This window comes from Roseibium sp. ROS1, from assembly GCF_054658215.1.
In genome coordinates this window covers 758,662-783,041 of sequence record NZ_BAAGIG010000001.1, presented here as the reverse complement: position 1 = coordinate 783,041, position 24,380 = coordinate 758,662, and the positions used below count along the sequence as shown (strand labels likewise).

Sequence of the window (24,380 nt, the reverse complement as noted above, 5' to 3'; positions counted from 1 at the left end):
CGCCTGCCACGTCCGGCGGTCACAATGACCGCCGGCGATTCCCGGCCGCGGGGTTCAAGCGCGGCATTCATTCTTTTCCCGGGGGGATCATATGGCAGGTCCGGCACAGGACGCTGGTGTCGTGCTGCGATTGGACGGCATCACCAAGCGCTTCGGCGCTCTGACGGCCAATGGCGACGTATCGCTCGATTTGAAACAGGGCGAGATCCTTGCCCTTCTCGGCGAGAACGGCGCTGGCAAGACCACCTTGATGAACATCCTTTTCGGGCACTACGTGGCCGACGAAGGCCAGGTCATGGTTTCGCCGGACGGCTCCGGCTTGAGCGAACTGGAACCAGGCTCGCCGCATGCCGCGCTCCAGGCCGGCATAGGCATGGTGCACCAGCACTTCACCCTTGCCGAAAACCTGAGCGCGCTCGACAACATCCTTCTGGGCACGGAACGGCTTGCCGCGCTTTCCTCTTCCCGGGCGCCTGCCCGCCGCAAACTGGAAGAGCTGATGGCCCGCTCCGGCCTGACGGTTTCCCTCGACGCTCGCATTTCCCAGCTTTCCGTCGGCGAAAAACAGCGGGTGGAAATCCTGAAGGCGCTCTACCGCGATGCCCGCGTGCTGGTTCTGGACGAACCGACCGCTGTGCTGACACCCCAGGAATCCGACACTCTGTTCGCGACCTTGAAAAAGCTGGCCGACGACGGGCTCGGCATCATCTTCATCTCGCACAAGCTGGCGGAAGTCCTTGCCTCTTCGCACCGGGTCGCCGTGCTGCGCGGTGGCCGCAAGGTGGCCGACCTGCCGACAGCCGAATGCGACCGGCGCAAGCTGGCCGAGTTGATGGTCGGCCATGCCATTGTCGAGACTATGCGGTCCCCTGGCACACCGGGCGCACCGCTTTTCGTCTTGAACAAGGCCTCCGCCGGACATGGCCGCGATGCCTTGCACGCGGTCGACCTCACACTGAAATCCGGTGAAATCCTTGGCATTGCAGGGGTTTCGGGTAACGGCCAGACGACGCTTGCACGGGTCATTTCCGGTCTGGAACCGCTCACCCAAGGATCCATGACGCTGGAAGGCACGGTGATCGGCCACGCAAGTGCCCGAACCATGATCGACAACGGCCTTGCCCGCATACCCGAAGACCGTCACCACGACGGCATTGTCGGAGCGATGAGCGTTTCGGAAAACCTTGCCATCGAAGCCATCCGCAAACCGGAAAACCAGCGCCTCGGTCTGCTGCGGTTCTCCGCCATGCGGGAGCGGGCGCGCAACCTGATCAAGGCTTACGATATCCGCTGCCAGAGCGAGGACAGCCCGGCGCGGCTGCTGTCGGGTGGCAATATCCAGAAGATCGTACTGGCCAGAACCCTTGAAACCGTTCCAAAGGTGGTGCTGGCCGCCCAACCCTCGCGCGGGCTGGACGTCGGCGCCACGTCCGATGTTCACAAGCGCCTGCTGGCGGCTCGCGACCGCGGGGCCGGTGTCATCCTGATCTCGGAGGATCTTGACGAACTCATGCGCCTTTCCGACAGGATCGCCGTGATCCACCGCGGGCATCTGTCCGAAGCCGAACCGAGCGAGACGCTGGACCGCGGCTCTCTCGGCCTCAGGATGGCCGGCCACAATGCGGAGGACGCAGCATGATCCGCTTCGAACCGCGTGGCCCCTCCTCCGTTTCCCGTATGCTGGGTGTATCGATTGCCGCGGCTGTTGCCGCCCTAGTGCTTGCAGCCATCCCCATGGCCTTTGCCGGCTTGTCGGTGTTCGAGGCCTACAGCCTCATGGCCAAGGGCGCCTTCGGCTCACTCTTTGCCTTCACCGAAATGCTGACAAGAGCGACACCGCTGATCCTCACCGGCCTGGCGGCAGCCGTCGCCTTCCGGGCCAAGCTCTGGAACATCGGCGCCGAAGGCCAGCTTTATGCCGGCGCCCTTGCGGCGGTTGCCGTCGGCACCGGCGTCATTTCCGCGCCGCCCTACCTTCTCATTCCCATGGTGATCGTTGCCGGTGCGCTCGCCGGCGGGCTGGTCATGCTTGGTCCGACCCTTTTGAAAACACGGCTTGGCGTCGATGAAGTTGTCACCACCTTGCTGCTGAACTTCATCATCCTGCTCTTCGTGCAGATGATGCTGGAAGGCCCGATGAAGGACCCCATGGGCATGGGCTGGCCACAATCGGAACCCATACTCGATGAAGCGGCCCTGCCCAAGCTGATGGACCGGATGCGTATTCACTGGGGTCTTGTCATTGCCCTCGTTTCGTCGCTCGGTGTCTATTTCCTCTTGAAACGCACCGTCTGGGGTTTCGAAATCCGCGCGGTCGGCGAGAACGCCGCTGCCGCCCGTCACGCCGGCATTCCGGTCACCGCAACTTTCATCCGCGTCGGTCTTCTGTCCGGCGCGCTGGCAGGTCTCGCCGGCGTTGGTGAAGTTGCCGGTCTGAAAGGCTATCTGACTGCTGACCTTTCGCCCGGTTTTGGCTATTCCGGCATCGTTGTCGCCATGCTCGCCGGGCTTTCCCCGGCCGGTGTCGTTCTGGCAGCTCTTTTCATCGCCAGCATCTTTGTGGGGGCTGATTCCATGTCCCGTGCCACCGGTGTCTCCAATTATCTGGCAGACCTGATCGTCGCCATGGCGCTGTTGTGCGTCCTGGTCTCCGGTCTGTTCCTGCGCTTCAAGATCCGCTTCGTCGGCAGCCAGGCAAACCCGGAGGCGGCAGAATGACCGAGATCCTCGACATTCTCATCTCCGCCAACTTCTGGGCGGCCGCGCTCCGCATCGCGACCCCGCTGATCTTCGGCGTCATCGGAGCGCTTGTTTGCGAACGCGCCGGCGTCCTCAACCTCGGCATCGAAGGTATCTTCACCGCCGGTGCCATGGCCGGCTGGATGGCGGTCTGGCTCGGCGCAGGCCTGTGGGGCGGCGTTCTGGTCGCGGCGATGGCCGGTGCCTTCTTCGGACTGATCCATGCCATTCTGACCGTGCCTCTCGGGCTCTCTCAGCACGTCTCGGGCATTGGCGTGACGCTGTTTGCCACTTCGCTCAGTTATTTCATCTACCGGACGGCCCTGCCGGATGTCTCGTCACCGCCCCGGATCGAGGCTTTCAAGCCGCTCGACATTCCGGGCCTGAGTGACCTGCCGTTCCTCGGGCCAGCCCTGTTCCAGCAGACGCCCCTGACCTTCCTCGCCCTGCTGTTGGTCGCGGTCACGGCCTATGTGCTCTACCGAACCCCGCTCGGCCTGGCCATTCAGGCGGTCGGCGACAATCCGGCTGCCGTGGAATCGCAAGGCCTCTCGGTCTATGCGATCCGCATCGGGACGGTGGTTGCGGGCTCCGCGATCATGGCGCTTGGCGGCGCCTTCCTGACCATGTCGGCCTTCGACGCGTTTTTCTTCGGCATGGTCAACGGCCGTGGCTGGATCTGCATCGCCCTGACGGTGTTCGCCTCCTGGCGACCCGGCAAGGCCCTGATCGGCGCTCTGCTCTTCGGGGCTTTTGATGCCTTCCAGGTGCGTCTTCAGACCGAGGTCGGCAGTTTCATTCCCGGCCAGGTGTTCCTGATGATGCCGTATCTGCTTTCCATCGCCGCGCTGATTGTCGTTGCCCGCCGGGCAGACTATCCAAGGGCCCTTCTTGTGCCCTACTTCCGTGGTCAACGCTGAGACAGTCCCATGAGTTTCGATCTCCTCGTCAAGAACGCCAACCTGCCCGACGGCCGCCACGGCATCGACATTGCCTGCCGGAACGGCCGTATCGAGGCTGTGGAAGCCGGGATCACGGCGGACGCCGGCCAGGTGATCGATGCTGGCGGACACCTCGTGTCGCCACCGTTTGTCGACAGCCACTTCCACATGGATGCGACGCTGTCGCTCGGCCTGCCGCGCATGAACCGCAGCGGTACGCTGCTGGAAGGCATCGCGCTTTGGGGAGAACTGAAAGACATCCTGACCGTCGATGCCGTTGTTGAGCGGGCCCTGAGATATTGCGACCTGGCCGTCTCGCAGGGGCTGCTGGCGATCCGCACCCATGTGGATGTGTGCGACGACAGGCTGACGGGCGTCAAAGGCCTGCTGGAAGTGCGCGAGAAGGTGAAGGACTACATCGACCTGCAACTGGTCGCCTTCCCCCAGGACGGGCTCTACCGCTCTGCCACCGCCGAGAAGAACCTTCTGACGGCACTCGACATGGGCGTCGACATCGTCGGCGGCATTCCGCATTTCGAGCGCACCATGGACGACGGTGCCCGATCGGTCGCGCGGCTGTGCGAAATCGCGGCAGAACGCGGTCTGATGGTCGACATGCACTGCGACGAGACCGACGATCCGATGTCGCGCCATATCGAGACGCTCGCCTATCAGACCCAGCGCCTCGGGTTACAGGGCCGCGTTGCCGGGTCGCATCTGACGTCCATGCATTCCATGGACAATTACTACGTCTCCAAACTGTTGCCGCTGATCGCCGAAGCGGAAGTGCATGCCATTGCGAACCCGCTTATCAACATTACGCTCCAGGGCCGCCACGACACGTATCCCAAGCGCCGCGGCCAGACCCGTGTTCCGGAGATGCGGTCCTACGGCATCAATGTCGCCTTCGGCCACGACTGTGTGATGGACCCCTGGTACTCAATGGGCTCCGGCGACATGCTGGAGGTCGCCTCCATGGGGCTTCACGTTGCCCAGATGACCAGCCGCGACGCCATCCGCTACTGCTACGACTGCGTCACCGCGCATCCGGCCAAGGCGATGAACCTGGACGGGTACGGACTGGACAAAGGCTGCAAGGCGGATTTCGTGTTGCTGCAGGCCCGGGACACGATCGAGGCCATTCGCCTGAAGGCAACGCGTCTTGCAGTTGTCAAGTCCGGCAAGGTGATCGCAACAACCCCGGCCCGGCAGGCGCAACTCACCCTCCCCGGACGTCCGGCCCAAGTCGACCCGGCCTCCTACGCTCCGCACGAGGGCTGACCGTTTTTCCAAGTTCGACCCCTGCCCCTCAGAGCCCCCTTCCCCCGTCATGCCATGGCTCGACCATGGCATCCATTCCATTTCCTTGCCCAAGTCACGGCCTAGGGACCCGGCCCGGTCGCGGCATGGATTGCCGGGACAAGCCCGGCAATGACGCGGTGAGTGGTTGGTGCTGATGCGGCTCAGTTCCCGGTCAATTTTCCCGGCAGGCTGAGATCGCCGGAGGCAACGTCGAAGACGTCGACGACGCACAGCAGTGGGGCGTGGACGTTCTGGTTCACCCGCAGGGCCGACGTGACGCCGTCATACGACAGGGTCTCAACAGTGCTTTCATCGGCAAAGGCCACGTTGAGGGTAATTTCCTCTGCCTCCAACACGGGTGAAAATCCAGGGCTGTCGATGTAGATCGGCAGGCCCGGCCAGGTGGCCGGCATCTTCGGGTTGGTGTCAGCGGGAATATCCTGCACGGAGAGTGCGCCGGCACCGCAGGCCTCGTTCGGTGTCAGCACCACCCAGTGCGAGTGCCATTTCGCGCCATCGTTCAGAAGGTCGCCGTCGCCATCTTCATCAAAAAGCGGTGTGTCGTCGAAATCCGGATGGCTGGTAGCCACCAGCGCAAGGATGCCGTTCCCCCCTTCAAACCCGACCGTTTCCGGCTTCAGTGACGTTGGCCAGACATAGGACTGCACCGACGCCGCTGCGAGCGCACCGTTTGCCTCCGGCACGCTCGCACCGGCCGTTCCCTTCAGTGTCATGTGGAAGGTTACGACACGCCCCTTGCGGTGCACATGGGCGGCCAGGATGTCGTAGTTCGGGTCGATCTCCGGGTTTTCCTGCGACAGGATTGCTCCCGTCTGGTGGAGCGCGTGATTGCCGCCTGCAGATGCCACAGTCGGCAGGGCGATCGTTGACATACCTGCGATCAAAACAGCTTGGGAAATGGATTTGTACATCGGCTTTCTCCTTGATTGAGGACGCAGCCTTATTAGTAGCGAGTCGAAACTATTGCAAGTTTAATTTCGACTCGCTACATAGAGAGCATGTTTGCTCCAACCGACACACAGACCATTCGCGACCTGATCGACCGGTTGACGCGTCTTGCCGCTGCCGAGGAATGGAACGGGCCTTTGAACCCGTCACAGTTTGCTGCGCTCAACTATCTTGCCCGGGCAAACCGCTTTTCACGCGCGCCCTCGCACGTGGCCGATTTTCTGGCAACGACACGCGGCACGGCTTCGCAAACCCTCAAGGCGCTTTCCCGCAAGGAGCTGATTGCCGAAACGCGTTCAGACGAAGACAAGCGCAGCATTCGTTATGACGTCACCCAGGCAGGCCGGGACCTGTTGCATGACCCTTCGTCTCTGGAGAATGTCATCGACGCCTTGCCGCCGGACGTCGCCGCGTCGCTGGCCTCGTCCCTGAAAGCACTTGTCCTGACGATGCTGCACCAGCGGGGTGGCCGCTCGTTCGGTCTCTGCCGCACCTGCCGCCATCACGAGGCAAGGGAAACGGGGGGCTATTGCCAGCTACTCAACGTGCCGCTCTCACCTGTCGATGCCGCACAGCTCTGCCACGAACACACACCAGCCGAAAGCCATCAGCCATGACCGCCAAAGCCCGTATCGTCTCCCTCTTCACCGGAGAACCAGAACACCGTTGGGAGGGCAAGGAGCCGTCTGCCATCCGCAAGACCCGCGCAGATGGTATCCTGCAGGTCACCTCCACCGGCATCACCACCGACCGTCAGGCGGATCTCTCCGTACATGGTGGACCGGAAAAGGCACTGCATATCTATCCCTCGGAGCATTATGCCCACTGGCGGGACGCCTTTCCGGAAAAGGCGAAAATCTATCAGCCAGGCGGTTTCGGCGAGAACATCGCTTCAGAAGGCTTTACCGAGGAAGACCTGTGCATTGGCGACATCCTGTCGGCGGGCACGGTCCGCATGCAGATTTCCCAGGGCCGGCAGCCCTGCTGGAAGCTGAACATGCATACAGACAACCCTGCGCAGGCAGCCCATTTCCAGAAGACAGGCCGAACCGGCTGGTATTTCCGGGTGCTGCAGGAAGGGTCGTTTCAGGCAGGCGACGAGTTGACCGTCGTTGAACGCCCCTGCCCTGACTGGAACCTGCGCGAGGTCATCCACGCCCGGTTCAACCCTCGGCTGGATCCAGCGGTGGCAAAGGCCCTGTCAGAACTTGAAGAGCTGGCAGAACCCTGGCGTGTCTCCTTCGCCAAAAAGGCCGATCCGGCCTTTCAGGAAGACACATCGAAAAGGCTCAACGGATAGGTCAGGCACCTTTCGGCGGCAGTGTCAAAGCATTGGCGATGGCAAGATCCAGCCAGTTTTGCAGAACTTCGTCGGTGCAATCGTCCTCACCGACGAAGAACATGCCACTCAACGTGCGCCCGCCCTGTACGATCGGTTCAGCACCCGGCAGTGCCAGCCCGACAGCATGGCTGGACTTGCCAAGACGGAAGATGAAACGCCGTTCGCCCTCCCTGGTGCGGTCGGCACCCGCAATCATGTGGCCATGCAGCAGAAAGCACATCGCGCCCATCATCCTTTTTTCGCTGATGCCTGCCCTGTTTCCAAGCGCCTCGCGCAAGCGGTCGTTGAGGTCTTCATCGATGGCCATGGGGTCGATTCTTTCAGACAGGGAAGGTCAGGAAAACGGTTTCGGACAGCGGGAGACACACCCGCACAGAGGACCGCAGCCTCTTCCGGATGAGACAATCGGTCAACCGGAAGGTTCAGCAAATCTGCGTTACAGACCGGTTTGCAGGTGACCAGCTTGAAATTTCCGCAGTTCCCTGCGACAAACGAGCGACTGCGGACTTGCACTTTCCTTGCGCTTTGGGTATATCCGCGCTCGCGCCTGCACCCCTGGAGGAGGCGCTTCTGGACCGATCCCGGACAACATGAGTCTTCTGGCACGGTGGTTCGCCGGTCCGTTACCTATACACTCGAAGGAGTTTTGCCATGGCTGCCAGCTATGAGCTGAAGGCGTCGGCACGGGACCGGGTGGGCAAGGGGGCCGCACGGGCACTGCGTCGCGAAGGCCTTCTCCCTGCCGTGATCTACGGCGACAAGAAACAGGCACTGCCGATCACCATTCCGGTGAAAGAAACCACCATTACCCTGCACAAGGGTGGTTTCCTTACACACATCGGTATCATCGATGTGGACGGCGAAAAGCATCAGGTTATTGCCAAGGATTTCCAGCTGCACCCGGTACGCGACGACGTCATGCACGTCGACTTCCTGCGCGTTGCCAAGGGCTCCACGCTGACGGTTGAAGTTCCGGTTCACTTCCTGAACGAAGAAACCTGCCCGGGCATCAAGAAGGGCGGCGTCCTGAACATTGTTCGCCACACCGTCGAAATGACCGTTCCGGCCGACAACATTCCGGAAGCTCTCGAAATCGACCTGGCCAAGGCACAGCCGGGCGACAGCCTGCACATTTCCGCAGTGAAGCTGCCGGAAGGCTGCCAGCCGACCATCACCGATCGCGATTTCACCATCGCCACGATCGCTGCTCCGGCCGGCATGAAAGAGACCGACGACGAAGCTGAAGCAGAAGAAGGTGAAGGCGAAGCTGAATAAGCTGCAGCCTTGCTTTAAAAATCGGGAGGCGGCCTCCGCCTCCCTTCCCCTTGCGGGAAAACTTGCAGAGCAGCCGCCATCGGCTGCTTTTTCGTTTCAGGATTAGCCAGCCGGTCTGCATTGCGCTACATGCAGCCGCTCTACCTTGAAAGGCACACCATGAAATTGATCGTCGGCCTGGGCAATCCGGGCGCCAAATACGAAGGCAATCGGCACAATATCGGTTTCATGGCCGTTGATGAGATCCATCGCCGCCACTCCGGCTTCCAGCCCTGGAAAGCCCGTTTTCAAGGTCAGGTTTCCGAAGGCCGCCTCGGCTCGGAAAAGGTCCTGCTGCTGAAACCCAGCACCTACATGAACGAATCCGGCCGCTCTGTCGGCGAAGCCATGCGGTTCTACAAGATCGAGCCGGCAGACATTGTCGTCATCTACGACGAACTCGACCTGCCGCCCGCGAAATTCCGCATGAAAATCGGCGGCGGCCACGGCGGCCACAACGGCCTGAGATCAATCACGGCGCATATTGGCGAAAGCTACCGCCGGCTGCGCCTCGGCATCGGTCATCCGGGCGACAAGAAGCTGGTGTCGAACTACGTGCTGGGTGATTTCGCAAAGGCCGATCGGGACTGGTTGGAGCCGCTCCTGATGGAAGTCGCCGATCAGGCCGGACTGCTGGCCGAAGGCAAGGACAGCCAGTTTGCCAACAAGTTGACCCTGGCCCTGGAGCCCGAAAAGGCACAGCGCAAGGGCAAGAGCCAGGACGGCAAGGCCAAGGACAGCACGACTGGAGCCGCCAAGGCCGTTGCTCCCGGACAGGGCACCCCTGCACCAGCCAAACCCAAGGGCCAGAGCCATATCCGCCAGGCCCGGCAAGGTAAGTCAGTCAATTTGCCCAAGTCAGGGCCCATGGCTGACATGCTGAAGAAGCTGCTCGGCGGCGGCGACTGAGGACGGTCTGTCCAAGAACACGAGCGCAACGGGGCTGCCTGCCTTTGGCGGTCAGGACAGCGGCTGAACGTTGATGATCTCCACGCGCCTGTTGCGGCCGCTGGCCGGATCGCCCGGATCGACAGGACGGCTTTCGCCGTAGCCAACAGGCACAAGCCGTTCACGGGGGATCGTATAGAACGCTGCCAGAAACTCCGCGACCATGAAGGCCCTTCGTTTCGACAGGTCCAGATTATAGGCCGACGTGCCGCGCAGGTCCGTGTGCCCGGCGATCTGGAAACGCATGTTCCTGAGCCGTGGATCCTGCAAGGCCTGTCCGAGCGCCTGCAACGTCAGAATGCCGTCGTTGGTCAGTGAGGCGGAATCGAACTCGAAATTGACCGTCAGATTGATGCGCGGCAGCTCCACTTCCGGCGGCAACTGGCCCTCGATGCTGATCCCGCGAAACGGGTGCGGTTCCTGCTTTCGCATGGACCGGGATTTCGGCGCGCCGGCGTCTGGCAACAACGCGTTGATGATCTGATCCGGCGTGACGGACTGAGCGGAGACGCCGGCTGGCAGCATCAAGGGGACCAGCAGTGCCAGAACGGGTGCCAATGCCAGGCGGGCGGTCGCAAATTCGATAAGAAAGCGCATGTCGAAACCTTTGAGTGTCACTCTTCCCGGATCGTCAAATGAAGGACGGCTGCAGAAATCTCACGTGGCAGGCTCATTTCGTCCGGCCGGTCCGCCATCCCTGCCCGCAATGCCGTCAGGAAATATCTATCGTCCGCGGTACCGGCGCCGCCTTCAGCGCTCACAGGCATGGAGAATTGCCCGGATCCGCCGTTTTCCAGTTCTTCCAGTTGGATGACGGGGCTATGAGCTGCAATCACGATAATGGCTTCCGATCCGGCAGGGGGCTGCACGGTGAACTTCTGACGCCCCTGCCGGCCATCGCCATAGACGAAACGGTCGCCGAATTGCACCTGCTGGCGTACCGGACCGCGACGCGGCAAGAGGTTCACCACAGTGCCGTCGGCCTGCAGATAGACGATGTAGAGAAACGAGGCGAAATCCGGTGCAGTCACCTCGAATGCCAGCGAATCTCCGTAGCGTAGATCCGCACTGCCTCCCAGGAGCCGAATGCGCGGTCGCGAAGGTTCCGCCAGTGGCCGGGCAAGGGTCTTCAGGGCTTCACACACGGGCCAGGGCCTGACATCGATTTTCTGAAGCTGCTCGGGCGGAAACTCCGCTTCCAGTTTCCGGAGCGCTTCCTGAGTACTCACGAAACCGGCGAGCAGCGGCATGCCGTCCGGCGTATCTTCGCTCACGTAAAGGCTGCTGCAGCTATCCCCCGCAAAGGCCACCTCATTGTCCCGGTCGGTTCTGGTCAGCCCTGGCACCGGACGCGGCGGCACGATGGACGTGCGCATGATCGACGCGTTGTGCATGTCGGCCTTCGTTGCCTCGTAGCTGATCCAGCCATACCCGTCTCCGGACCAGTATGGCCCCCAGGAGTTCTGGACGAGGAATGCCTGACGCCGTTCATCGTACCCGACGAACACCATCTGGTGTCCTCCGGCGGCCCCGCTGTGACGCCCGAGCGATCCCTGGTAGATCTCTCCCGATTTCAGATATTGCAGCGTCACCCCGTCCGGCGTCTGGGAGGACGGCACCACGCCGACCATCAGGAACCCGGTGGCCACGGGGTTACCCGCCGCCAGCTGCTGCTTGATCGCATCCAGATCCCGGTCCGTCGCGTTGCGGCGCTGGCGCCCCTTGTCGAACACGAACAGGAAGTCTCGAATGCGGAACCTGTCGGGGGCCATCGTTGCGGTTTCCACCCGTTCCGAGCACATGGCGGCGTCCGGAATGTCGTCCTGGTCGGGAGAGCCGTTGCCCTTGAAATAGGCCATCGCCAGAAGCGCATGACTTCCGGCGGTTTCACACGACTCCTGCCGGTTGCGGATCTGCGAATGGAGAAACGCCGGACTTGGCGTGAAGGTGCGGTTGCCGGGTTCCACGTTGTTTTCAAGCGCAGCGTAATAGCCGCGCATGGCATACCCGATGGCATAGGAAACACAGCTGCCGTATGTCTGCAGCAGGGGTGGTGGCATCATTGGCGACAGGTCGATCGCGTCGGGGATATAGGCCCGTGTGACATTTACCTGTCCGACGCCTTCCAGCAGCGCAGGATCGATCGGCGCATCGCCCAGAAGGCCCGTAAGATCACGCGGATTGAAGCTTTGAGCCGATGCCGGACTTGCCGAGAAGACAGTGGCACAAGTGGTGACGGCAGCCAGGGTGGCAAACAGGCTGCCGGAAAATGCACACAGAAACCCGTGTTTCTTGCGACTGAAAATCATCGCGTCCCAATTCCCAAAACAATCGCCCAAAACACCCACACGACTATAACCGATAAACAACCGGAGGGAAGCTTTCAGCCGGATCACATCGCCGGACGCCTTTCCTTTTGCCGCTTCATCCTGACATGCTCTTGACAAACACCCGCCCGCAGTCCGCCAAAGCCTTGACCTCTTGACCCGGCTCGGGCATTTAGCGCTGCAAAGTCTCAAGACCAACCGAAAGCGAACTCCCATGGGTTTCCAGTGCGGCATTGTCGGACTGCCGAATGTCGGCAAGTCCACACTCTTCAACGCGCTCACCAAGACGGCAGCTGCACAGGCTGCCAACTATCCGTTCTGCACCATCGAGCCGAATACGGGCGAAGTTGCCGTTCCGGATCCGCGCCTCTACGCGATCCGTCAAGTTGCAGGGTCCAAGGAAGTCATTCCGACGCGCATCACCTTTGTCGACATCGCCGGCCTCGTGCGCGGCGCCTCCAAGGGCGAAGGCCTCGGCAACCAGTTCCTGGCCAACATTCGCGAAGTCGATGCCATCGCACACGTGCTGCGCTGTTTTGAAGACGACGACATCACCCATGTGGAAGGAACCGTCGACCCGATCGCCGATGCCGAAACGGTCGAGACCGAACTCATGGTCGCCGACATGGAAAGCCTTGAGCGCCGCATTGCGCCGCTGAAGAAAAAGGCCTCCGGCGGCGACAAGGAAGCCAAGGCTGTGCTGCCCGTCATGGAAGCCGCGCTGGCCCTGCTGCAGGACGGCAAGCCGGCACGCGTTCTAGAAGTGTCCGGTCCGGATGAAGAGAAGATCCTGAAGGGTCTGAACCTCCTGACTGCAAAGCCGGTTCTCTACGTCTGCAACGTCGACGAAGCATCCGCAGGCGAAGGCAATGCCCTCTCCGCCAAGGTCGCCGAAAAGGCGAAGGCAGAAGGCGCTGCCGCCGTCGTGATTTCCGCGGCCATCGAGGCGGAAATCTCACAGCTCGACAAGGAAGAACAGGAAGAGTTCCTGGAGACCATCGGGCTTGAAGAGCCGGGCCTCGACCGGCTGATCCGCGCGGGCTACGGCCTGCTGGGCCTGATCACCTATTTCACGGCAGGCCCGAAGGAAACCCGCGCCTGGACTATCACCGAAGGCACCAAGGCCCCGGGCGCAGCCGGCGTCATCCATACGGATTTCGAACGCGGTTTCATCCGCGCGCAGACCATTGCCTACGACGATTACGTCGGCCTCGGCGGCGAAACCGCAGCCAAGGAAGCGGGCAAGGCTCGCGACGAAGGCAAGGAATATGTCGTCAAGGACGGCGACGTCCTGCTCTTCAAGTTTAACACCTGACGAAATCCCGCGCAGGCAGCCAGGCGCCGCCTGCGCGTTTCCCGTCCGCTTCCACCTCCCGGTCAGCCGCCTTCCTCAGAAGGCACGGAAACGGAAGATAAAGACATCCCCTCTAGGGTTACCCGAACAAACGGGAATTCGACCTGCAGGAGGGGCCAATATGGCGGGACGAAGCGACACCAGGATCCGCAAGATCATTGCGGGAACTGTGGGGAACACGCTGGAATGGTACGATTTCGCCGTCTACGGCTATCTTGCCCCCATCCTTGCGCAACAGTATTTCCCGAGTGACGATCCGACCGTCAGCCTGATCAGCACCTTCGCTGTCTTTGCGGCAGGCTTCCTCATGCGTCCCATCGGCAGTCTGCTGCTCGGCCATATTGCCGACAAGACCGGCCGCAGCCGGGCTCTTCTGTTGTCGGTCGCCCTGATGGCCATTCCGACGACGCTGATCGCCTTCTTGCCGACCTACGACCAGATTGGCATTGCCGCACCTGTGCTGCTGACGCTGCTGCGATTACTGCAGGGGCTTTCCGTCGGCGGCGAATACACCGGTTCAACCGTCTACCTTTACGAGATCGCCCCGCCCAAGCGTCGGTGTTTCACGGTTTCCTGGGCCCTGGTCGGGGCAACATTCGGCATTCTGCTCGGTTCCGGCGTGGCGGCACTGGCAACCGGCCTCCTGCCGGCGGACGATCTGGGAAGTTGGGGATGGCGCATTCCCTTCGCCTTCGGTCTGCTGGTCGGCCTCACCGGTTTCATGATCCGCAGCGGCACCAAGGCAGAAGAAAAGGATCAACCGCCCTCCTCGCATGATCCTGTCAGTGCTCCGGTTGGCGAGGTCCTGCGCAACCACCGGCCCGCCCTGCTGCGGACGATAGCGTGCAACATCCTCAACGGCGTCGGCTTCTATCTGACGTTCGTCTATCTCACCTCCTACCTGGTCGACTACGTCAAGTTCACGGAAAGCCGGGCCCTGACGATCAATACCAGCGTGATGGTCGTCTTCATGCTGCTGTTGCCTATTGTCGGCTATCTCGCCGACAGGATCGACCGAAGAACCATACTGCTGTTCGGATCGGGCGGTGTCGCCCTCTTCGCCCTGCCGATGTTCTGGCTGGTGCATCATCCGGATCCGGTCATGGTCATTTTGGGCCAGCTCGGCATGGCCGTTATTCTCACCGCCTTCTTTGCCCCGCTCATGGCCGCCATGGTCGGCCAGTTCCCGGTGTCCGTACGCGTGACCGGCTATTCCATCGGCTACAACATCCCGCTGGCGCTCTTTGGCGGCACGGCACCGCTGTTTGCCACCTATCTGATCGACAAGACCCACCTGCAGCTTGCGCCGGCTTTCTACATGATCGCTGCCGGCCTGCTGGCCTTCGTGGTCATCTGGTTCATGCCTTCGGAAGACGGCAGTATCAGCCAGGACGAAGAAGCGGAGCCGGCTCCAAATTAGTTCAAGGCAACAGGACCGCTTGTATTCCGGCCTGAACGCCTCTGGTGTGCCCAACAAATCGCACGGCAAAGGCTGGCTCCACCGGGGCGAACATAACTCCCGCTCGACAGGATGCTGCCGAACCCGGTACAAGCAGGCTTTCGTCAATTCTCGAAAGTGTCTGCGATGTCGACCGTCATTCCGGCTCCCTTCCCCACGATCCTGCCCGTCAGCGAAAGCCAGAAGGGTTTTCCGGTCCGCCGGGTCTATTGTGTCGGTCGAAACTATGCCGCTCATGCCGTGGAGATGGGCCACGATCCGAACAGGGAAGCGCCGTTCTTCTTCCAGAAGAACCCGGACAACCTCGATCCTTCCGGCGAATTTCCCTATCCGCCCCTATCCAGCGACGTGCATCACGAGGTCGAACTTGCGGTCGTTCTGAAGTCCGGCAAGCGCAGCATCCCGGCAGCCAGTGCACTTGAACATGTTTACGGCTACGCCGTTGCCCTCGACATGACCCGCCGCGACCTGCAGGCCGAGGCCAAGAAGGCGGGGCGCCCGTGGGAAGCCGCCAAGGCTTTTGAACGCTCTGCCCCTATCGGCCGGATCATGCCGGCGGCAGACAGCGGCTTCCTCGACCAGGGCCGGATTGCTCTCAGCGTGAACGGAGAGCTTCGCCAGGAAGGCGACCTCAATCAGTTGATCTGGAAAATACCGGAAATCATCGCCAAGCTGTCCGAGCTGTTCCAGCTTGGTGCGGGCGACGTCATCCTGACCGGAACTCCCGCGGGTGTCGGGTCCGTCCAGCGCGGCGACCTCATGCTGGCGACCATCGACGGCTTGCCGGAGCTGACCGTCAGGGTCATTTGACAGGCCCGGGTGGGCGTGGGCGCGCTCGCGTTGAAATCCCCGGTTTTGCCGCTTTGCAAGGGCCCGGAAAGCAGCCGCTTTCCAGGCCCGATCTTATTGGCCTTCTCACGCCCTTGAAAGCTGCGGAACCTTTTAGTGGCAATCCGTGTTTAGAAGTCGTGGTCCCGGTTTCTCCGACAACGGCGCTGTCCAGCTCCGTTCGGCCGGAAATGCAAAGGAAGACGGACCAAGTCCTTTAAGTGGTCTTGAGATTGCGGGTCGGCCATGTTCAGGTCGAACCCGGATTTTGAAGTCGTTGCCGGAGCCTGTTCGTGACATTTGACCAGATTGCCCTGTTCGTCCTCTTCGGCACTGTCTTCGCACTGCTGGTCTGGGGCCGTATCCGCTTCGATCTCATTGCCTTCGGCGCGTTGATCCTGGGTGCGTTCCTGGGTCTCGTCCCTTCCGAGGAAATCTTCTCCGGCTTCGGCCATTCCGCTGTCATGATCATTGCCCTCGTGCTGGTCGTCTCGCGCGGGCTGATGAACTCAGGCGCTGTGGAATTGATTGCGGGCGTGGTGATTTCCGCGTCCAGAGGTCTGTCGCGGCATATCGGTCTCATGGCCATTGTCGGGGCCAGTCTGTCGGCAATCATCAATAACGTCGCTGCGCTGGCATTGCTCATGCCGCTCGATATGGAGGCAGCCAAGAAGGCGGAACGTTCGCCCGGCCTCTCCCTGATGCCCTTGTCTTTCGCAACCATCCTCGGTGGCATGATCACCCTGATCGGAACACCGCCAAACATCGTCATCGCACAGTATCGTTCTGATGCCTTTGGCGCGCCCTTTTCCATGTTCGATTTTGCCCCTGTCGGCCTCGTGGTCGCAGTGACAGGCATTGCCTTTGTTGCCCTGTTCGGCTGGCGCCTGCTGCCCCGCCATTTCCGGGACAAGCCGAAACAGGAGGGCTTTGCCGAAAGCCTTTATGCGGCCGAACTGAAGGTCGGGGAAATCTCGGAAGAAAAGCCGCTTACCGTCGGCGATCTTTACCCCGTTGCCGACGAGAAGGATGTCGCCATCATCGGCCTCATCCGCAATGGCCGACGTGTACGCGGGTTTGCCCGCCGCGAGGCGATCAAATCCGGAGATTACCTGTTCGTGGAAGGCGACCCCAAGGCCATCGAAGCCTTCATGGGCGCCGCCAAGCTGGAATTCGCCGGCTCAGAACAGCACAAGGGTGGCCTGAACAACGACGCCCTGTCACTGATCGAGGCAATCGCGCCGGACAATGCCCGGATCATCGGCCGGTCGAGTTTCGACATGCGTCTCCTTTACGGCCACAGCGTTACCTTGCTCGGCATTTCCAGGCAGGGTCGCCGCGTACAGAAACGCGTTCGCCACGAAGAGATACGCCCGGGTGATGTGCTCCTGCTGCTGGGCACCCCGGAGCGGCTGGAAAGTGCCTGCGCCTGGCTTGGTGTTCTGCCTCTGGAAGGACGCAAGACGGGCGTCATGCAGCGCAACAAGGCCTGGCTGGCCATTGCAGGCTTTGCCGTTGCGATTGCAGCAGCCGTTGCCGGCCTTGCCTATCTCCCGGTGGCCCTGGCTGCCTGTGTGATTTTCTATGCCGCCGCCGGCTTGATCAGCGGATCGGAGGTTTATCAGTCCGTGGAGTGGAAAGTGATCGTGCTGCTCGGCTCGTTGATCCCCCTTGGACAGGCTTTCGAGGAGGCAGGCAACGCACAGCTGATCGCCGACGGTATTCTCGCCCTCACCTCGACGGCTCCGGCCTGGGTCACCCTCGCCATCCTGATGGTGGTGACGATGACCCTTTCCGACTTCCTGAACAACGTTGCCACCTGCCTGATCGCAGCGCCCATCTCGGTCCAGATCGCCAATTCCCTTCAGGTGAACTCCGATCCGTTCCTGATGGCGGTGGCGGTTGCATCGTCCTGTGCGTTCCTGACGCCGATCGGCCACAAGAACAACACCATCATCATGGGCCCGGGCGGCTATCGCTTTGGCGACTACTGGCGTATGGGCCTGCCGCTCGAGATCCTCGTCCTGGCCGTCAGCATCCCGGCCATCCTGCTGTTCTGGCCGCTCTGAAACAGAGCTCAGGCAGCAGGCTTCAGAGGCAGGCAGATGTCGGTCAGAAGGTCCGCCGGCGCCGTGTCGCGCGGGTTGTTGAGATAGACTTCCAGACAGGGCGCATCGTCCGGTTCACGGCCAGACTGCGTCAGCCACTCGCCGTAAAGCCACTCGTAGGCCCATTTCATGTCGGCGTAGGGTCCCTTGTAACGCAGCACCGCGTAGTCACCGGCACGCGTTTCCCGCCTTTCGAGCGGAGCATCGACCGGGAAGCTATCGTTTATGACCGCTCCGGCAGCCGACTGCAGATCATCTTCGGCAACATGGGTCGGGTCGGAATAATAGAGCGCCTTCATCGCACCGATCCGGTCGACCAGCTGACGGCTCACCAGAATGCCGAAAAGTGTCTCGAACGCCTTGCCGATTTCCATGTAGGCGCCTCGGTGAGGCAGCACGGCCAGGGTTTCGGAAGGAAGGGTTTTGACGGAAACGTCATGCATTGGAGCTGGTCCTTTCTGTTTGGGAAGTGGTGCACCGCCGTTGGCCGGCTGAACCCGGCGCGAGGAAACGGAGGAGCGGTAGGCGGTGGGGGTCTGGCCGTAAGCCTGTTTGAAGCTGCGTGAAAAAGCCTCCAGGCTGCCGTAACCGGCCCGTTTTGCGACGACGGGCAAGGCCAGGTCCGTATAGGCAAGGTCTCCCGCGGCACGATGAAGGCGCAGACGCTTGACCGTCGCGAAGATGGATTCGCCATAGGTCGACTGCCAGACCCTGTGCCAGTGTGAGGGAGAAAGGGCTGCCACCTCGGCAAGCGTCGCCAGATCAGGATCCTCGTCGAGGTTGGCGTAGATATATTCGATCACCCTTGTGAAACGGCGGACATAGCCGTTGTCTCGCGGTGAGAGTGTGAGCTTTTCGTGATTGGTCATGGACTTGGCCCCGTTCGATTGATGGGACCCTAGCACCATGCTTTTTGATAAATCTTGCTGACTTCCAGCCCCTCACACCGGCACATTCCGGAAGAACAAGGTCTTTCTTCCAGAAAGACAAAACAGGCACTGGCTTCCGGCGTCGGAATGGCCATGATGTACGCAACTCAAAAACAGGGGAGTTGAACCATGACCACCCAGAAACGCATTCTGTTCACCGGCGGTTCCGGCAAGGCCGGACGGCACGTCATTCCCTATCTGCTGGCGCAGGGACATCGCGTCGTCAATGTCGACCTGAAACCGCTTGATCATCCAGGTGTCGACAACCTCATCGCCGACATCACCTCATCGGGTGAAATGTTCAACGTCATGACCAGCTACGCCAATTTCGATGAACTGGAACCGGGCAACGGGGTGCCAACTTTCGATGCGGTGGTCCATTTTGCCGCTGTGCCGCGCATTCTCATTCATCCGGACAACAGAACCTTCGAAGTCAATACGATCGGCACATACAACGTCATTGAAGCCGCCGTGAAGCTCGGCATCCGCAAGATCGTGATCGCCTCTTCGGAAACCACCTACGGTGTCTGTTTCGCCGATGGCGTGGTCGATCCGAAGGTGCTACCCGTCGAAGAAGATTATGACGTCGACCCGATGGACAGTTACGGGCTTTCCAAGGTGGTCAACGAACAGACCGCCCGCGCCTTCCAGCGCCGGTCCGGCTTCGATATCTATGCGCTGCGGATCGGCAATGTCATCGAGCCGCACGAATACGACCGGTTCCCGGATTACTTCGCCAATCCTGCGCAACGCCGCAGAAACATCTTCTGCTATATCGATGCGCGCGACCTCGGTCAGATCGTCAACCGCTGCCTCGAAAAGGACGGGCTCGGCTACCAGGTCTTCAACGCCGGCAACGACACGAATTCCGTCGATATTCCGAATGCGGAAATCCTCAAACGCTTCTTCCCCGATGTGCCGCTGAGCCGGGAACTCGGCGAGCACGAGGCCCTGTTTTCGAACCGCAAGATCCGCGAGGTTCTGGGCTTCCAAGAAGAGCACAACTGGCGCAAATACGTGACCGTATAACCGGCGATCCAGGCAAGAACGAAGGCTGGCGGATTTAGTTTTACTTCCGATACGGCTGGGACTAGCTTCTGAACGCAACACTGTCGGGCAGCAAGGCTGCCCACCTGGGAAACGTGCCATGAAGCTACTGAAATCTGCCACTCTCGGCCTTGCCCTCCTGGCGTCTGCGACTGCAGCCGTCGCACAGGGAACCGGCTCGCAAGGGTACTTCCAGATCTACAACAACACCGAAGACAACGTAGTCGTCGGCTTCTACACCAATGACGGCGACGGCTGGTCTGACAACTGGCTGTCCGGACCGCTGTCGCCGGGTGAAAGCGCGAAAGCCGAGTTCGCCGCCGACACCGGCAATTGCGCGCAGACCTTCCAGGTCGGCTGGCTGGCCGACGACGATACCGAAGTTCTCGACGATCCGATCGACATCGATATCTGCGAAGCCAGCAACGTCTACATGGATGATAACGAGATCTATTACGACTGATCTTTTCTTCCAATCTCAAGGCGGAAACGCGGACCATCGCGTTTCCGCGGACTGCCAACACCACCGGAATTCATGACCGATCTCCTTTATTTTGAAGACTTCGAACCTGGTCAGGTCTTCGAGCTGGGCTCCCTCACCGTCAGCAGGGACGAAATCATCGATTTCGCTGCCGAGTTCGATCCGCAGCCTTTCCACCTCGACGAAGAGGCCGGCACGGCATCCATCCTCGGTGGGCTCGCCGCCTCCGGATGGCATACAGGTTCGATGGTGATGCGCCTGCTTGCCGAAAATTTCCTGACCAGAACAAGCGGCCGTGGTTCGCCGGGTATCACCAAGCTGCAGTGGAAGCGTCCCGTTCATCCAGGTGACTGTCTAACGGCCCGGGTCGAAATACTCGACACAAGAGACTTGCGGTCGAAACCGGACCTTGGACTTGTCAACATTCGCGTGACGGCCAAGAACCAGAAGGGCATCGAAGTGCTCGTCTGGGAAAACCCGAACCTGTTCGCAAGACGGGAGGTCGCCCGGTGAGTGCCTTTTTCGAAGATATTGAAGTGGGTGACACGCTTGACCTTGGCGAACACACCTTCACCCGGGAAGACATCGTGCGTTTTGCGGAAAAATACGATCCGCAGGCTTTTCACCTCAGCGAGGAGGCCGCCGCGCAGACCCATTTCGGTCGCCTGTGCGCTTCCGGTTGGCACACAGCAGCGGTATTCATGAAGCTCTGGGTCGCCAGGCACAAGGCTCTTCAGGAAGAAGCGCTGGCGGCAGGGCAAACACCAGCCAATATCGGCCCCTCGCCCGGGTTCGAGGATCTCAAGTGGATCAGGCCGGTCTTTGTTGGTGACACGCTGCGCTACCGGCGTGTGGTCACCGGCAAGACCGAAAGCCGGACCCGCCCGGACTGGGGTCTGGTTCATTCCGACATGCAGGCCTTCAATCAGGACGGCACGCTGGTGTTCTCCTTCAAGGGCACGGTGTTCGTCGAACGCCGCAAGCGCTAACCGGACAATCAATCCGCCCTGTTAAAACGCAAAAGCGTGCTGCGTCCTCAAGACGGCAGCACGCTGTGCGGTTGGTGATCCTGTCTTGCCATGTCTCGCATGCGAGCTGTGCCTCAGCGGCAGACGTCCAGGATCCACAAGAAGGCCATCGGCACCATGGTCAGCGCCGGCAGGATGATCGCCGGGTATCCGAAGGCATAGATCGACACCGCCCAGATCATCGCGAGATTGGCGATGAACCAGTATTTGGCATCTTCCGCGCCGTAAAGCGCTTCCTTGAGAAACAGGTTCAAGATGGGCACGGCCAGAAGCAGCCGTAGCACCAGGACTTCCTTGGGGGCAGATGAAGCAGACATCTCTTCTCCGGATCTTAGGGAAAACACGTAGAGTTTGTCCCTAATCCGTTTGCCTGTTCCAGGCACTGCGGCAAACGGACATCATGCCCATTTGCCGCAGTTTGCCGCGTGATGCTATTCCGGCTTGCGGCCGTGCACCAGCATCGTCATGCCCGGGATCATCACTTCAACTGCGATATCCGTGAAGCCGGCGGCTTCCATCAAGCCGGCAACGTAGGAACTCGTGATCGAACGGGCTTCCGGGTTGAAGGCGGTGTGCTGAAGCTGCCAGAGCGCGGCCAGCTTCGGCCCGTCGCGGTTTTCGTCGACCATGAAGTCATGCACCATGAAGTCACTGCCCGGTGTCAGAACCTCGAAGGCCTTGCGCACAAGCCCGGGAATGGCCGTGCCTGGGACGCCGGAAAAGAGATAGGACATCAGCACTGCGTCCGCGCTGTCCGGCCATGTGTCCTTCAGGGCATTGCCCGGCGCATAGCGGATGCGGTCCTGCAGGCCTTCTTCGGCAATGAACTCTTCGCCCACCTTGGCGACATTCGGAAAATCCAGAACGGTTGATCGCAGTCCCGGATACGCCTTGCAAAGCGAAATCGAGAAGGCCCCGGTGCCACCGCCAACGTCCAGCAACTGCTTGGCAGCGGACAGATCCACAAGCTTGGCAAGTCCCCGCCCGGGCCCAAGCGAGCCTGCATGCTGGGACCGGGAATAAAGCCGTGCTTCTTCCGGGTCGCTGAACCACGTCTCGTAGGAAGCAACCTGGTCGTCCTCCAGACTGTCCGTCAGGGCGTCATTGAGCTGCGTCATGAAGGGGTACATCTGCTTGTCGATCTGAAACCGCAGATAGTCGCCGAAATCATACTTCCGTCCTTTCACCAGAAACGCCTCCGCTGCGGGCGAATTGGTGAAGCCTGCTCCCTCCCGGCGCACCAAGCCGAGGCTCGTAAGCGCGGTCAACAGTGTTGTGGCGCGATCAAGATCAAGCTCGCTTTCTTCAGCAACTTGCTGTGGCGTCAAGGTCTTTTCGGAAAGCAGTGAAAATAAATCTACATGAAGTGCAGAAAAAAGAGCCTTTGAGCCCATAAATCCGAAAGCAATATCTGAAATTTCCTCAGCCGTTTCCAAGGACCTGGCGACGGGCATAAATTATCCTCCTCAGGAATTCTGAGCACAAATGTGCGGAATTTTTCCGTTCAGGAAAAATGAACTTGGGAATGAGCAAGTATAACTATTGTGCGCCGCAATGCAAATTCCGCTCCCCAGCCGGCAAGAGCTGACGCGGGAGCCGGTTTTTGTCCTTGAACTTTGGCAGACCCCGGTCTTCGATTAAGCTGAGGCCGATGCTGTCAGGCATCGAAAGCATTCTCAAACGCCTGGTAATTTGCCTTTCTGCAGTATACCGCCCGCAAGAAACCGAACAGGACCGACCGAGTGCCTTTTCTCGACTTTCCCGCACAGCTTCCGGAAAACCGGACACCACGTGCCGTGATCTTCGGTGCCGGACACGGCAGCACTTACCCTGGCAAGGACAGCAGCGGGTACACCGGAGCAGCCGATGCCATTCGCGCAGCCAGTCAGGAAGATGCCGGTCTCGTCGGCCATTGGGACTTCGATCTCGGTGGACCGCTATTCGAGGGTCAGCCGGTATGCTGCACCGACATCGGCAATATCGACACCCGGCTGCACGACAACGCAGGCAACCGGGCACGGATCGAGGCACAAACACGCTCGATCCTGGCACTGCCAGCCGTTCCGATCCTGCTTGGCGGTGATGATTCCCTACCGATCCCCTTCCTCGCCGCCTTCGCTGATCAGGGACCCCTGTGGGTGCTGCAGATAGATGCCCATATCGACTGGCGCGACGAGGTCGACGGCGAGCGCTACGGCTACTCCAGCCCGATGCGCCGCATCAGCGAGATGCCGCATGTTGCGGGCCTCGTTCAGGTTGGCCTGCGTGCCGTCGGCAGCGCCGGCAAAAACGAAATCGAGGCTGCACGAACCTATGGTAGCCGCTTTGTCACAGCGCGCGAGGTCCACGCAGAAGGCATCTCGGCCGCGTTGAAGCATATTCCACAAGGCGCGCGCTGCGTCGTCACGCTGGACTGTGACGGCCTCGACCCGGCCATCATGCCCGGCGTTGCCGCGCGCACGCCTGGCGGGCTCACCTACACGCAGGTGATCGATCTGATTGCGGGTCTGGGCAGACGCGCAAGGATCGTTGGGTTTGACCTGGTTGAATTCTACCCGCCAAACGATATCGACGGCCTCAGCGCGCTGACCGCCTCAAGACTTTTGGTCAACGCCGTCGGTGCGATCGTCCGGCAATAACAGGATGCTCGGACAGGTTTTCGGGCTGGCAAGACCGATGCAGAAAAGGTGGGAAAGAAAGGGGATGTCGCCAGCACCTCAAAGGCTGCGGGCAAACAGGACTTCGTCGCGGATTTCGATACCGTAGTCGCCACGCAGCGGGATTTCCGGCTTCTTCTCGCGCTCGGCGTCGATGACACCTTGCGCGATCCGCTCCAGACGGAAGCCGCGCCGTTGATAGAAGCGGAAGGCGTCGAGGTTGTCGTTGGACGTACGGACGGTCAGCCGGTTGATGCCGGACGCCTTTGCTTCATCGACCACCGCGTTCAGCAGCAGTGTTCCGGTGCCACCCCAGCGGCTGAGCGAGTCCAGCGTGAGAATTTCCCATTCGCTTTCCCGCTTGATCAGCGTCACGAGCCCCACAAGATCGTCACCTGCGTAGGCAACATAACCCGGCAGGCTCGACGCATCGACGATCTCGCCGTCCAGTAGCATTTCGGGGCCTGCCCATCGGTCTGCCAGAAGCTGGAACACAGCTTCCTTGTCTTCCTCGTTGATCCGTCGGATGATCACGCTCATGGTCTGCCCTGCCTCCAGATCAGCGGCCATTCAATCGTCACCAATTGAACAACCATTTGCCGATCGC

25 protein-coding genes are annotated in these 24,380 nt (G+C 60.8%); 17 read left to right on the top strand and 8 right to left on the bottom strand.

From position 1 onward, the window contains the following. Positions 1 to 91 precede the first annotated feature (91 nt). From ACYQ6M_RS03425 to ACYQ6M_RS03410, 4 genes are read left to right on the top strand one after another with little or no spacing between them, the layout of a single operon-like run. A complete protein-coding gene (locus tag ACYQ6M_RS03425) occupies positions 92 to 1,639 on the top strand; it encodes an ABC transporter ATP-binding protein (protein ID WP_152505777.1) in 1,548 nt (515 codons plus the stop codon). Then, the gene (locus ACYQ6M_RS03420; RefSeq protein WP_062487649.1) at positions 1,636 to 2,718 is read left to right on the top strand and encodes an ABC transporter permease; all 1,083 of its coding nucleotides are present in this window, start codon (positions 1,636 to 1,638) and stop codon (positions 2,716 to 2,718) included. The genes ACYQ6M_RS03425 and ACYQ6M_RS03420 overlap by 4 nt, the downstream gene beginning before the upstream one ends. Next, positions 2,715 to 3,659: an ABC transporter permease gene (locus tag ACYQ6M_RS03415; protein WP_022998093.1), complete on the top strand. Its 945-nt coding sequence runs from the start codon at positions 2,715 to 2,717 to the stop codon at positions 3,657 to 3,659. The genes ACYQ6M_RS03420 and ACYQ6M_RS03415 overlap by 4 nt, the downstream gene beginning before the upstream one ends. Positions 3,660 to 3,668: 9 nt before the next feature. Then, positions 3,669 to 4,961: an amidohydrolase family protein gene (locus ACYQ6M_RS03410; RefSeq protein ID WP_460072133.1), complete on the top strand. Its 1,293-nt coding sequence runs from the start codon at positions 3,669 to 3,671 to the stop codon at positions 4,959 to 4,961. Between the two features lie 182 nt (positions 4,962 to 5,143). Here the strand turns inward: ACYQ6M_RS03410 and ACYQ6M_RS03405 are convergent, their stop codons facing one another. Beyond that, positions 5,144 to 5,914 (bottom strand): hypothetical protein, encoded by a 771-nt coding sequence (locus ACYQ6M_RS03405; RefSeq protein WP_460072131.1) that lies wholly within the window; start codon positions 5,912 to 5,914, stop codon positions 5,144 to 5,146. Between the two features lie 87 nt (positions 5,915 to 6,001). On the opposite strand from ACYQ6M_RS03405, the gene ACYQ6M_RS03400 reads away from it, so the two are divergent. Both ACYQ6M_RS03400 and ACYQ6M_RS03395 read left to right on the top strand, forming a co-directional pair. Then, complete coding sequence (locus ACYQ6M_RS03400; protein ID WP_460072129.1) at positions 6,002 to 6,568, top strand: MarR family transcriptional regulator; 567 nt, start codon at positions 6,002 to 6,004, stop codon at positions 6,566 to 6,568. Continuing rightward, positions 6,565 to 7,251, top strand: a complete 687-nt coding sequence (locus ACYQ6M_RS03395) for an MOSC domain-containing protein (RefSeq protein ID WP_460072127.1) — start codon at positions 6,565 to 6,567, stop codon at positions 7,249 to 7,251. The genes ACYQ6M_RS03400 and ACYQ6M_RS03395 overlap by 4 nt, the downstream gene beginning before the upstream one ends. Before the next feature lies 1 nt (position 7,252). On the opposite strand, the gene ACYQ6M_RS03390 is transcribed toward ACYQ6M_RS03395, so the two are convergent. Beyond that, positions 7,253 to 7,600: a TfoX/Sxy family protein gene (locus tag ACYQ6M_RS03390; protein ID WP_077292121.1), complete on the bottom strand. Its 348-nt coding sequence runs from the start codon at positions 7,598 to 7,600 to the stop codon at positions 7,253 to 7,255. 344 nt (positions 7,601 to 7,944) lie between these two features. On the opposite strand from ACYQ6M_RS03390, the gene ACYQ6M_RS03385 reads away from it, so the two are divergent. Both ACYQ6M_RS03385 and pth read left to right on the top strand, forming a co-directional pair. Continuing rightward, a complete protein-coding gene (locus tag ACYQ6M_RS03385) occupies positions 7,945 to 8,568 on the top strand; it encodes a 50S ribosomal protein L25/general stress protein Ctc (protein WP_022998099.1) in 624 nt (207 codons plus the stop codon). Positions 8,569 to 8,727: 159 nt separating this feature from the next. Beyond that, complete coding sequence (gene pth, locus ACYQ6M_RS03380) at positions 8,728 to 9,516, top strand: aminoacyl-tRNA hydrolase (RefSeq protein WP_460072124.1); 789 nt, start codon at positions 8,728 to 8,730, stop codon at positions 9,514 to 9,516. A 51-nt stretch (positions 9,517 to 9,567) separates the two neighbouring features. Here pth and ACYQ6M_RS03375 read toward each other — a convergent pair whose 3' ends face one another. After that, positions 9,568 to 10,173, bottom strand: a complete 606-nt coding sequence (locus ACYQ6M_RS03375) for an OmpA family protein (RefSeq protein ID WP_055655899.1) — start codon at positions 10,171 to 10,173, stop codon at positions 9,568 to 9,570. Continuing rightward, the gene (locus tag ACYQ6M_RS03370; protein WP_460072122.1) at positions 10,170 to 11,864 is read right to left on the bottom strand and encodes a C1 family peptidase; all 1,695 of its coding nucleotides are present in this window, start codon (positions 11,862 to 11,864) and stop codon (positions 10,170 to 10,172) included. Before ACYQ6M_RS03370 ends, ACYQ6M_RS03375 begins: the two co-directional genes overlap by 4 nt. A 232-nt stretch (positions 11,865 to 12,096) precedes the next feature. Between ACYQ6M_RS03370 and ychF the strand changes: the two genes are divergently transcribed. From ychF to ACYQ6M_RS03350, 4 genes are all read left to right on the top strand, one after another. After that, positions 12,097 to 13,197 carry a redox-regulated ATPase YchF gene (ychF, locus tag ACYQ6M_RS03365; protein WP_022998103.1) on the top strand — a complete coding sequence of 367 codons (1,101 nt, stop codon included), beginning with the start codon at positions 12,097 to 12,099 and terminating at the stop codon, positions 13,195 to 13,197. 160 nt (positions 13,198 to 13,357) lie between these two features. Beyond that, positions 13,358 to 14,656, top strand: a complete 1,299-nt coding sequence (locus ACYQ6M_RS03360; protein ID WP_460072117.1) for an MFS transporter — start codon at positions 13,358 to 13,360, stop codon at positions 14,654 to 14,656. Positions 14,657 to 14,821: 165 nt separating this feature from the next. Then, the gene (locus tag ACYQ6M_RS03355) at positions 14,822 to 15,505 is read left to right on the top strand and encodes a fumarylacetoacetate hydrolase family protein (protein WP_022998105.1); all 684 of its coding nucleotides are present in this window, start codon (positions 14,822 to 14,824) and stop codon (positions 15,503 to 15,505) included. A 311-nt stretch (positions 15,506 to 15,816) separates the two neighbouring features. Continuing rightward, entirely contained in the window at positions 15,817 to 17,592 is a 1,776-nt protein-coding gene (locus ACYQ6M_RS03350; RefSeq protein WP_460072115.1) for an SLC13 family permease, read from the top strand. 8 nt (positions 17,593 to 17,600) lie between these two features. Here the strand turns inward: ACYQ6M_RS03350 and ACYQ6M_RS03345 are convergent, their stop codons facing one another. Beyond that, the gene (locus tag ACYQ6M_RS03345) at positions 17,601 to 18,500 is read right to left on the bottom strand and encodes an AraC family transcriptional regulator (protein WP_460072113.1); all 900 of its coding nucleotides are present in this window, start codon (positions 18,498 to 18,500) and stop codon (positions 17,601 to 17,603) included. Positions 18,501 to 18,689: 189 nt separating this feature from the next. On the opposite strand from ACYQ6M_RS03345, the gene ACYQ6M_RS03340 reads away from it, so the two are divergent. The 4 genes from ACYQ6M_RS03340 (at position 18,690) to ACYQ6M_RS03325 (ending at position 21,077) form a co-directional block, all read left to right on the top strand. Further along, positions 18,690 to 19,589 carry an NAD-dependent epimerase/dehydratase family protein gene (locus ACYQ6M_RS03340; protein WP_460072111.1) on the top strand — a complete coding sequence of 300 codons (900 nt, stop codon included), beginning with the start codon at positions 18,690 to 18,692 and terminating at the stop codon, positions 19,587 to 19,589. Between the two features lie 118 nt (positions 19,590 to 19,707). Continuing rightward, positions 19,708 to 20,070, top strand: coding sequence for a hypothetical protein (locus ACYQ6M_RS03335; RefSeq protein ID WP_022998109.1), 363 nt, complete (start codon positions 19,708 to 19,710; stop codon positions 20,068 to 20,070). A 72-nt stretch (positions 20,071 to 20,142) separates the two neighbouring features. Then, the gene (locus ACYQ6M_RS03330; RefSeq protein ID WP_168692341.1) at positions 20,143 to 20,601 is read left to right on the top strand and encodes a MaoC family dehydratase; all 459 of its coding nucleotides are present in this window, start codon (positions 20,143 to 20,145) and stop codon (positions 20,599 to 20,601) included. Further along, the gene (locus ACYQ6M_RS03325; RefSeq protein ID WP_055655912.1) at positions 20,598 to 21,077 is read left to right on the top strand and encodes a MaoC family dehydratase; all 480 of its coding nucleotides are present in this window, start codon (positions 20,598 to 20,600) and stop codon (positions 21,075 to 21,077) included. The genes ACYQ6M_RS03330 and ACYQ6M_RS03325 overlap by 4 nt, the downstream gene beginning before the upstream one ends. 113 nt (positions 21,078 to 21,190) lie before the next feature. Here the strand turns inward: ACYQ6M_RS03325 and ACYQ6M_RS03320 are convergent, their stop codons facing one another. Together ACYQ6M_RS03320 and ACYQ6M_RS03315 are read right to left on the bottom strand one after the other, a co-directional pair. Then, positions 21,191 to 21,433 carry a hypothetical protein gene (locus ACYQ6M_RS03320; RefSeq protein ID WP_075282487.1) on the bottom strand — a complete coding sequence of 81 codons (243 nt, stop codon included), beginning with the start codon at positions 21,431 to 21,433 and terminating at the stop codon, positions 21,191 to 21,193. A gap of 114 nt (positions 21,434 to 21,547) precedes the next feature. After that, entirely contained in the window at positions 21,548 to 22,570 is a 1,023-nt protein-coding gene (locus tag ACYQ6M_RS03315) for a methyltransferase (RefSeq protein ID WP_022998113.1), read from the bottom strand. Between the two features lie 288 nt (positions 22,571 to 22,858). Here ACYQ6M_RS03315 and ACYQ6M_RS03310 point away from each other — a divergent pair, with 288 nt between their 5' ends. Next, complete coding sequence (locus tag ACYQ6M_RS03310) at positions 22,859 to 23,755, top strand: agmatinase (RefSeq protein WP_460072107.1); 897 nt, start codon at positions 22,859 to 22,861, stop codon at positions 23,753 to 23,755. 78 nt (positions 23,756 to 23,833) lie between these two features. On the opposite strand, the gene ACYQ6M_RS03305 is transcribed toward ACYQ6M_RS03310, so the two are convergent. Next, a complete protein-coding gene (locus tag ACYQ6M_RS03305; RefSeq protein ID WP_460072105.1) occupies positions 23,834 to 24,343 on the bottom strand; it encodes a GNAT family N-acetyltransferase in 510 nt (169 codons plus the stop codon). Between the last annotated feature and the right edge of the window lie 37 nt (positions 24,344 to 24,380).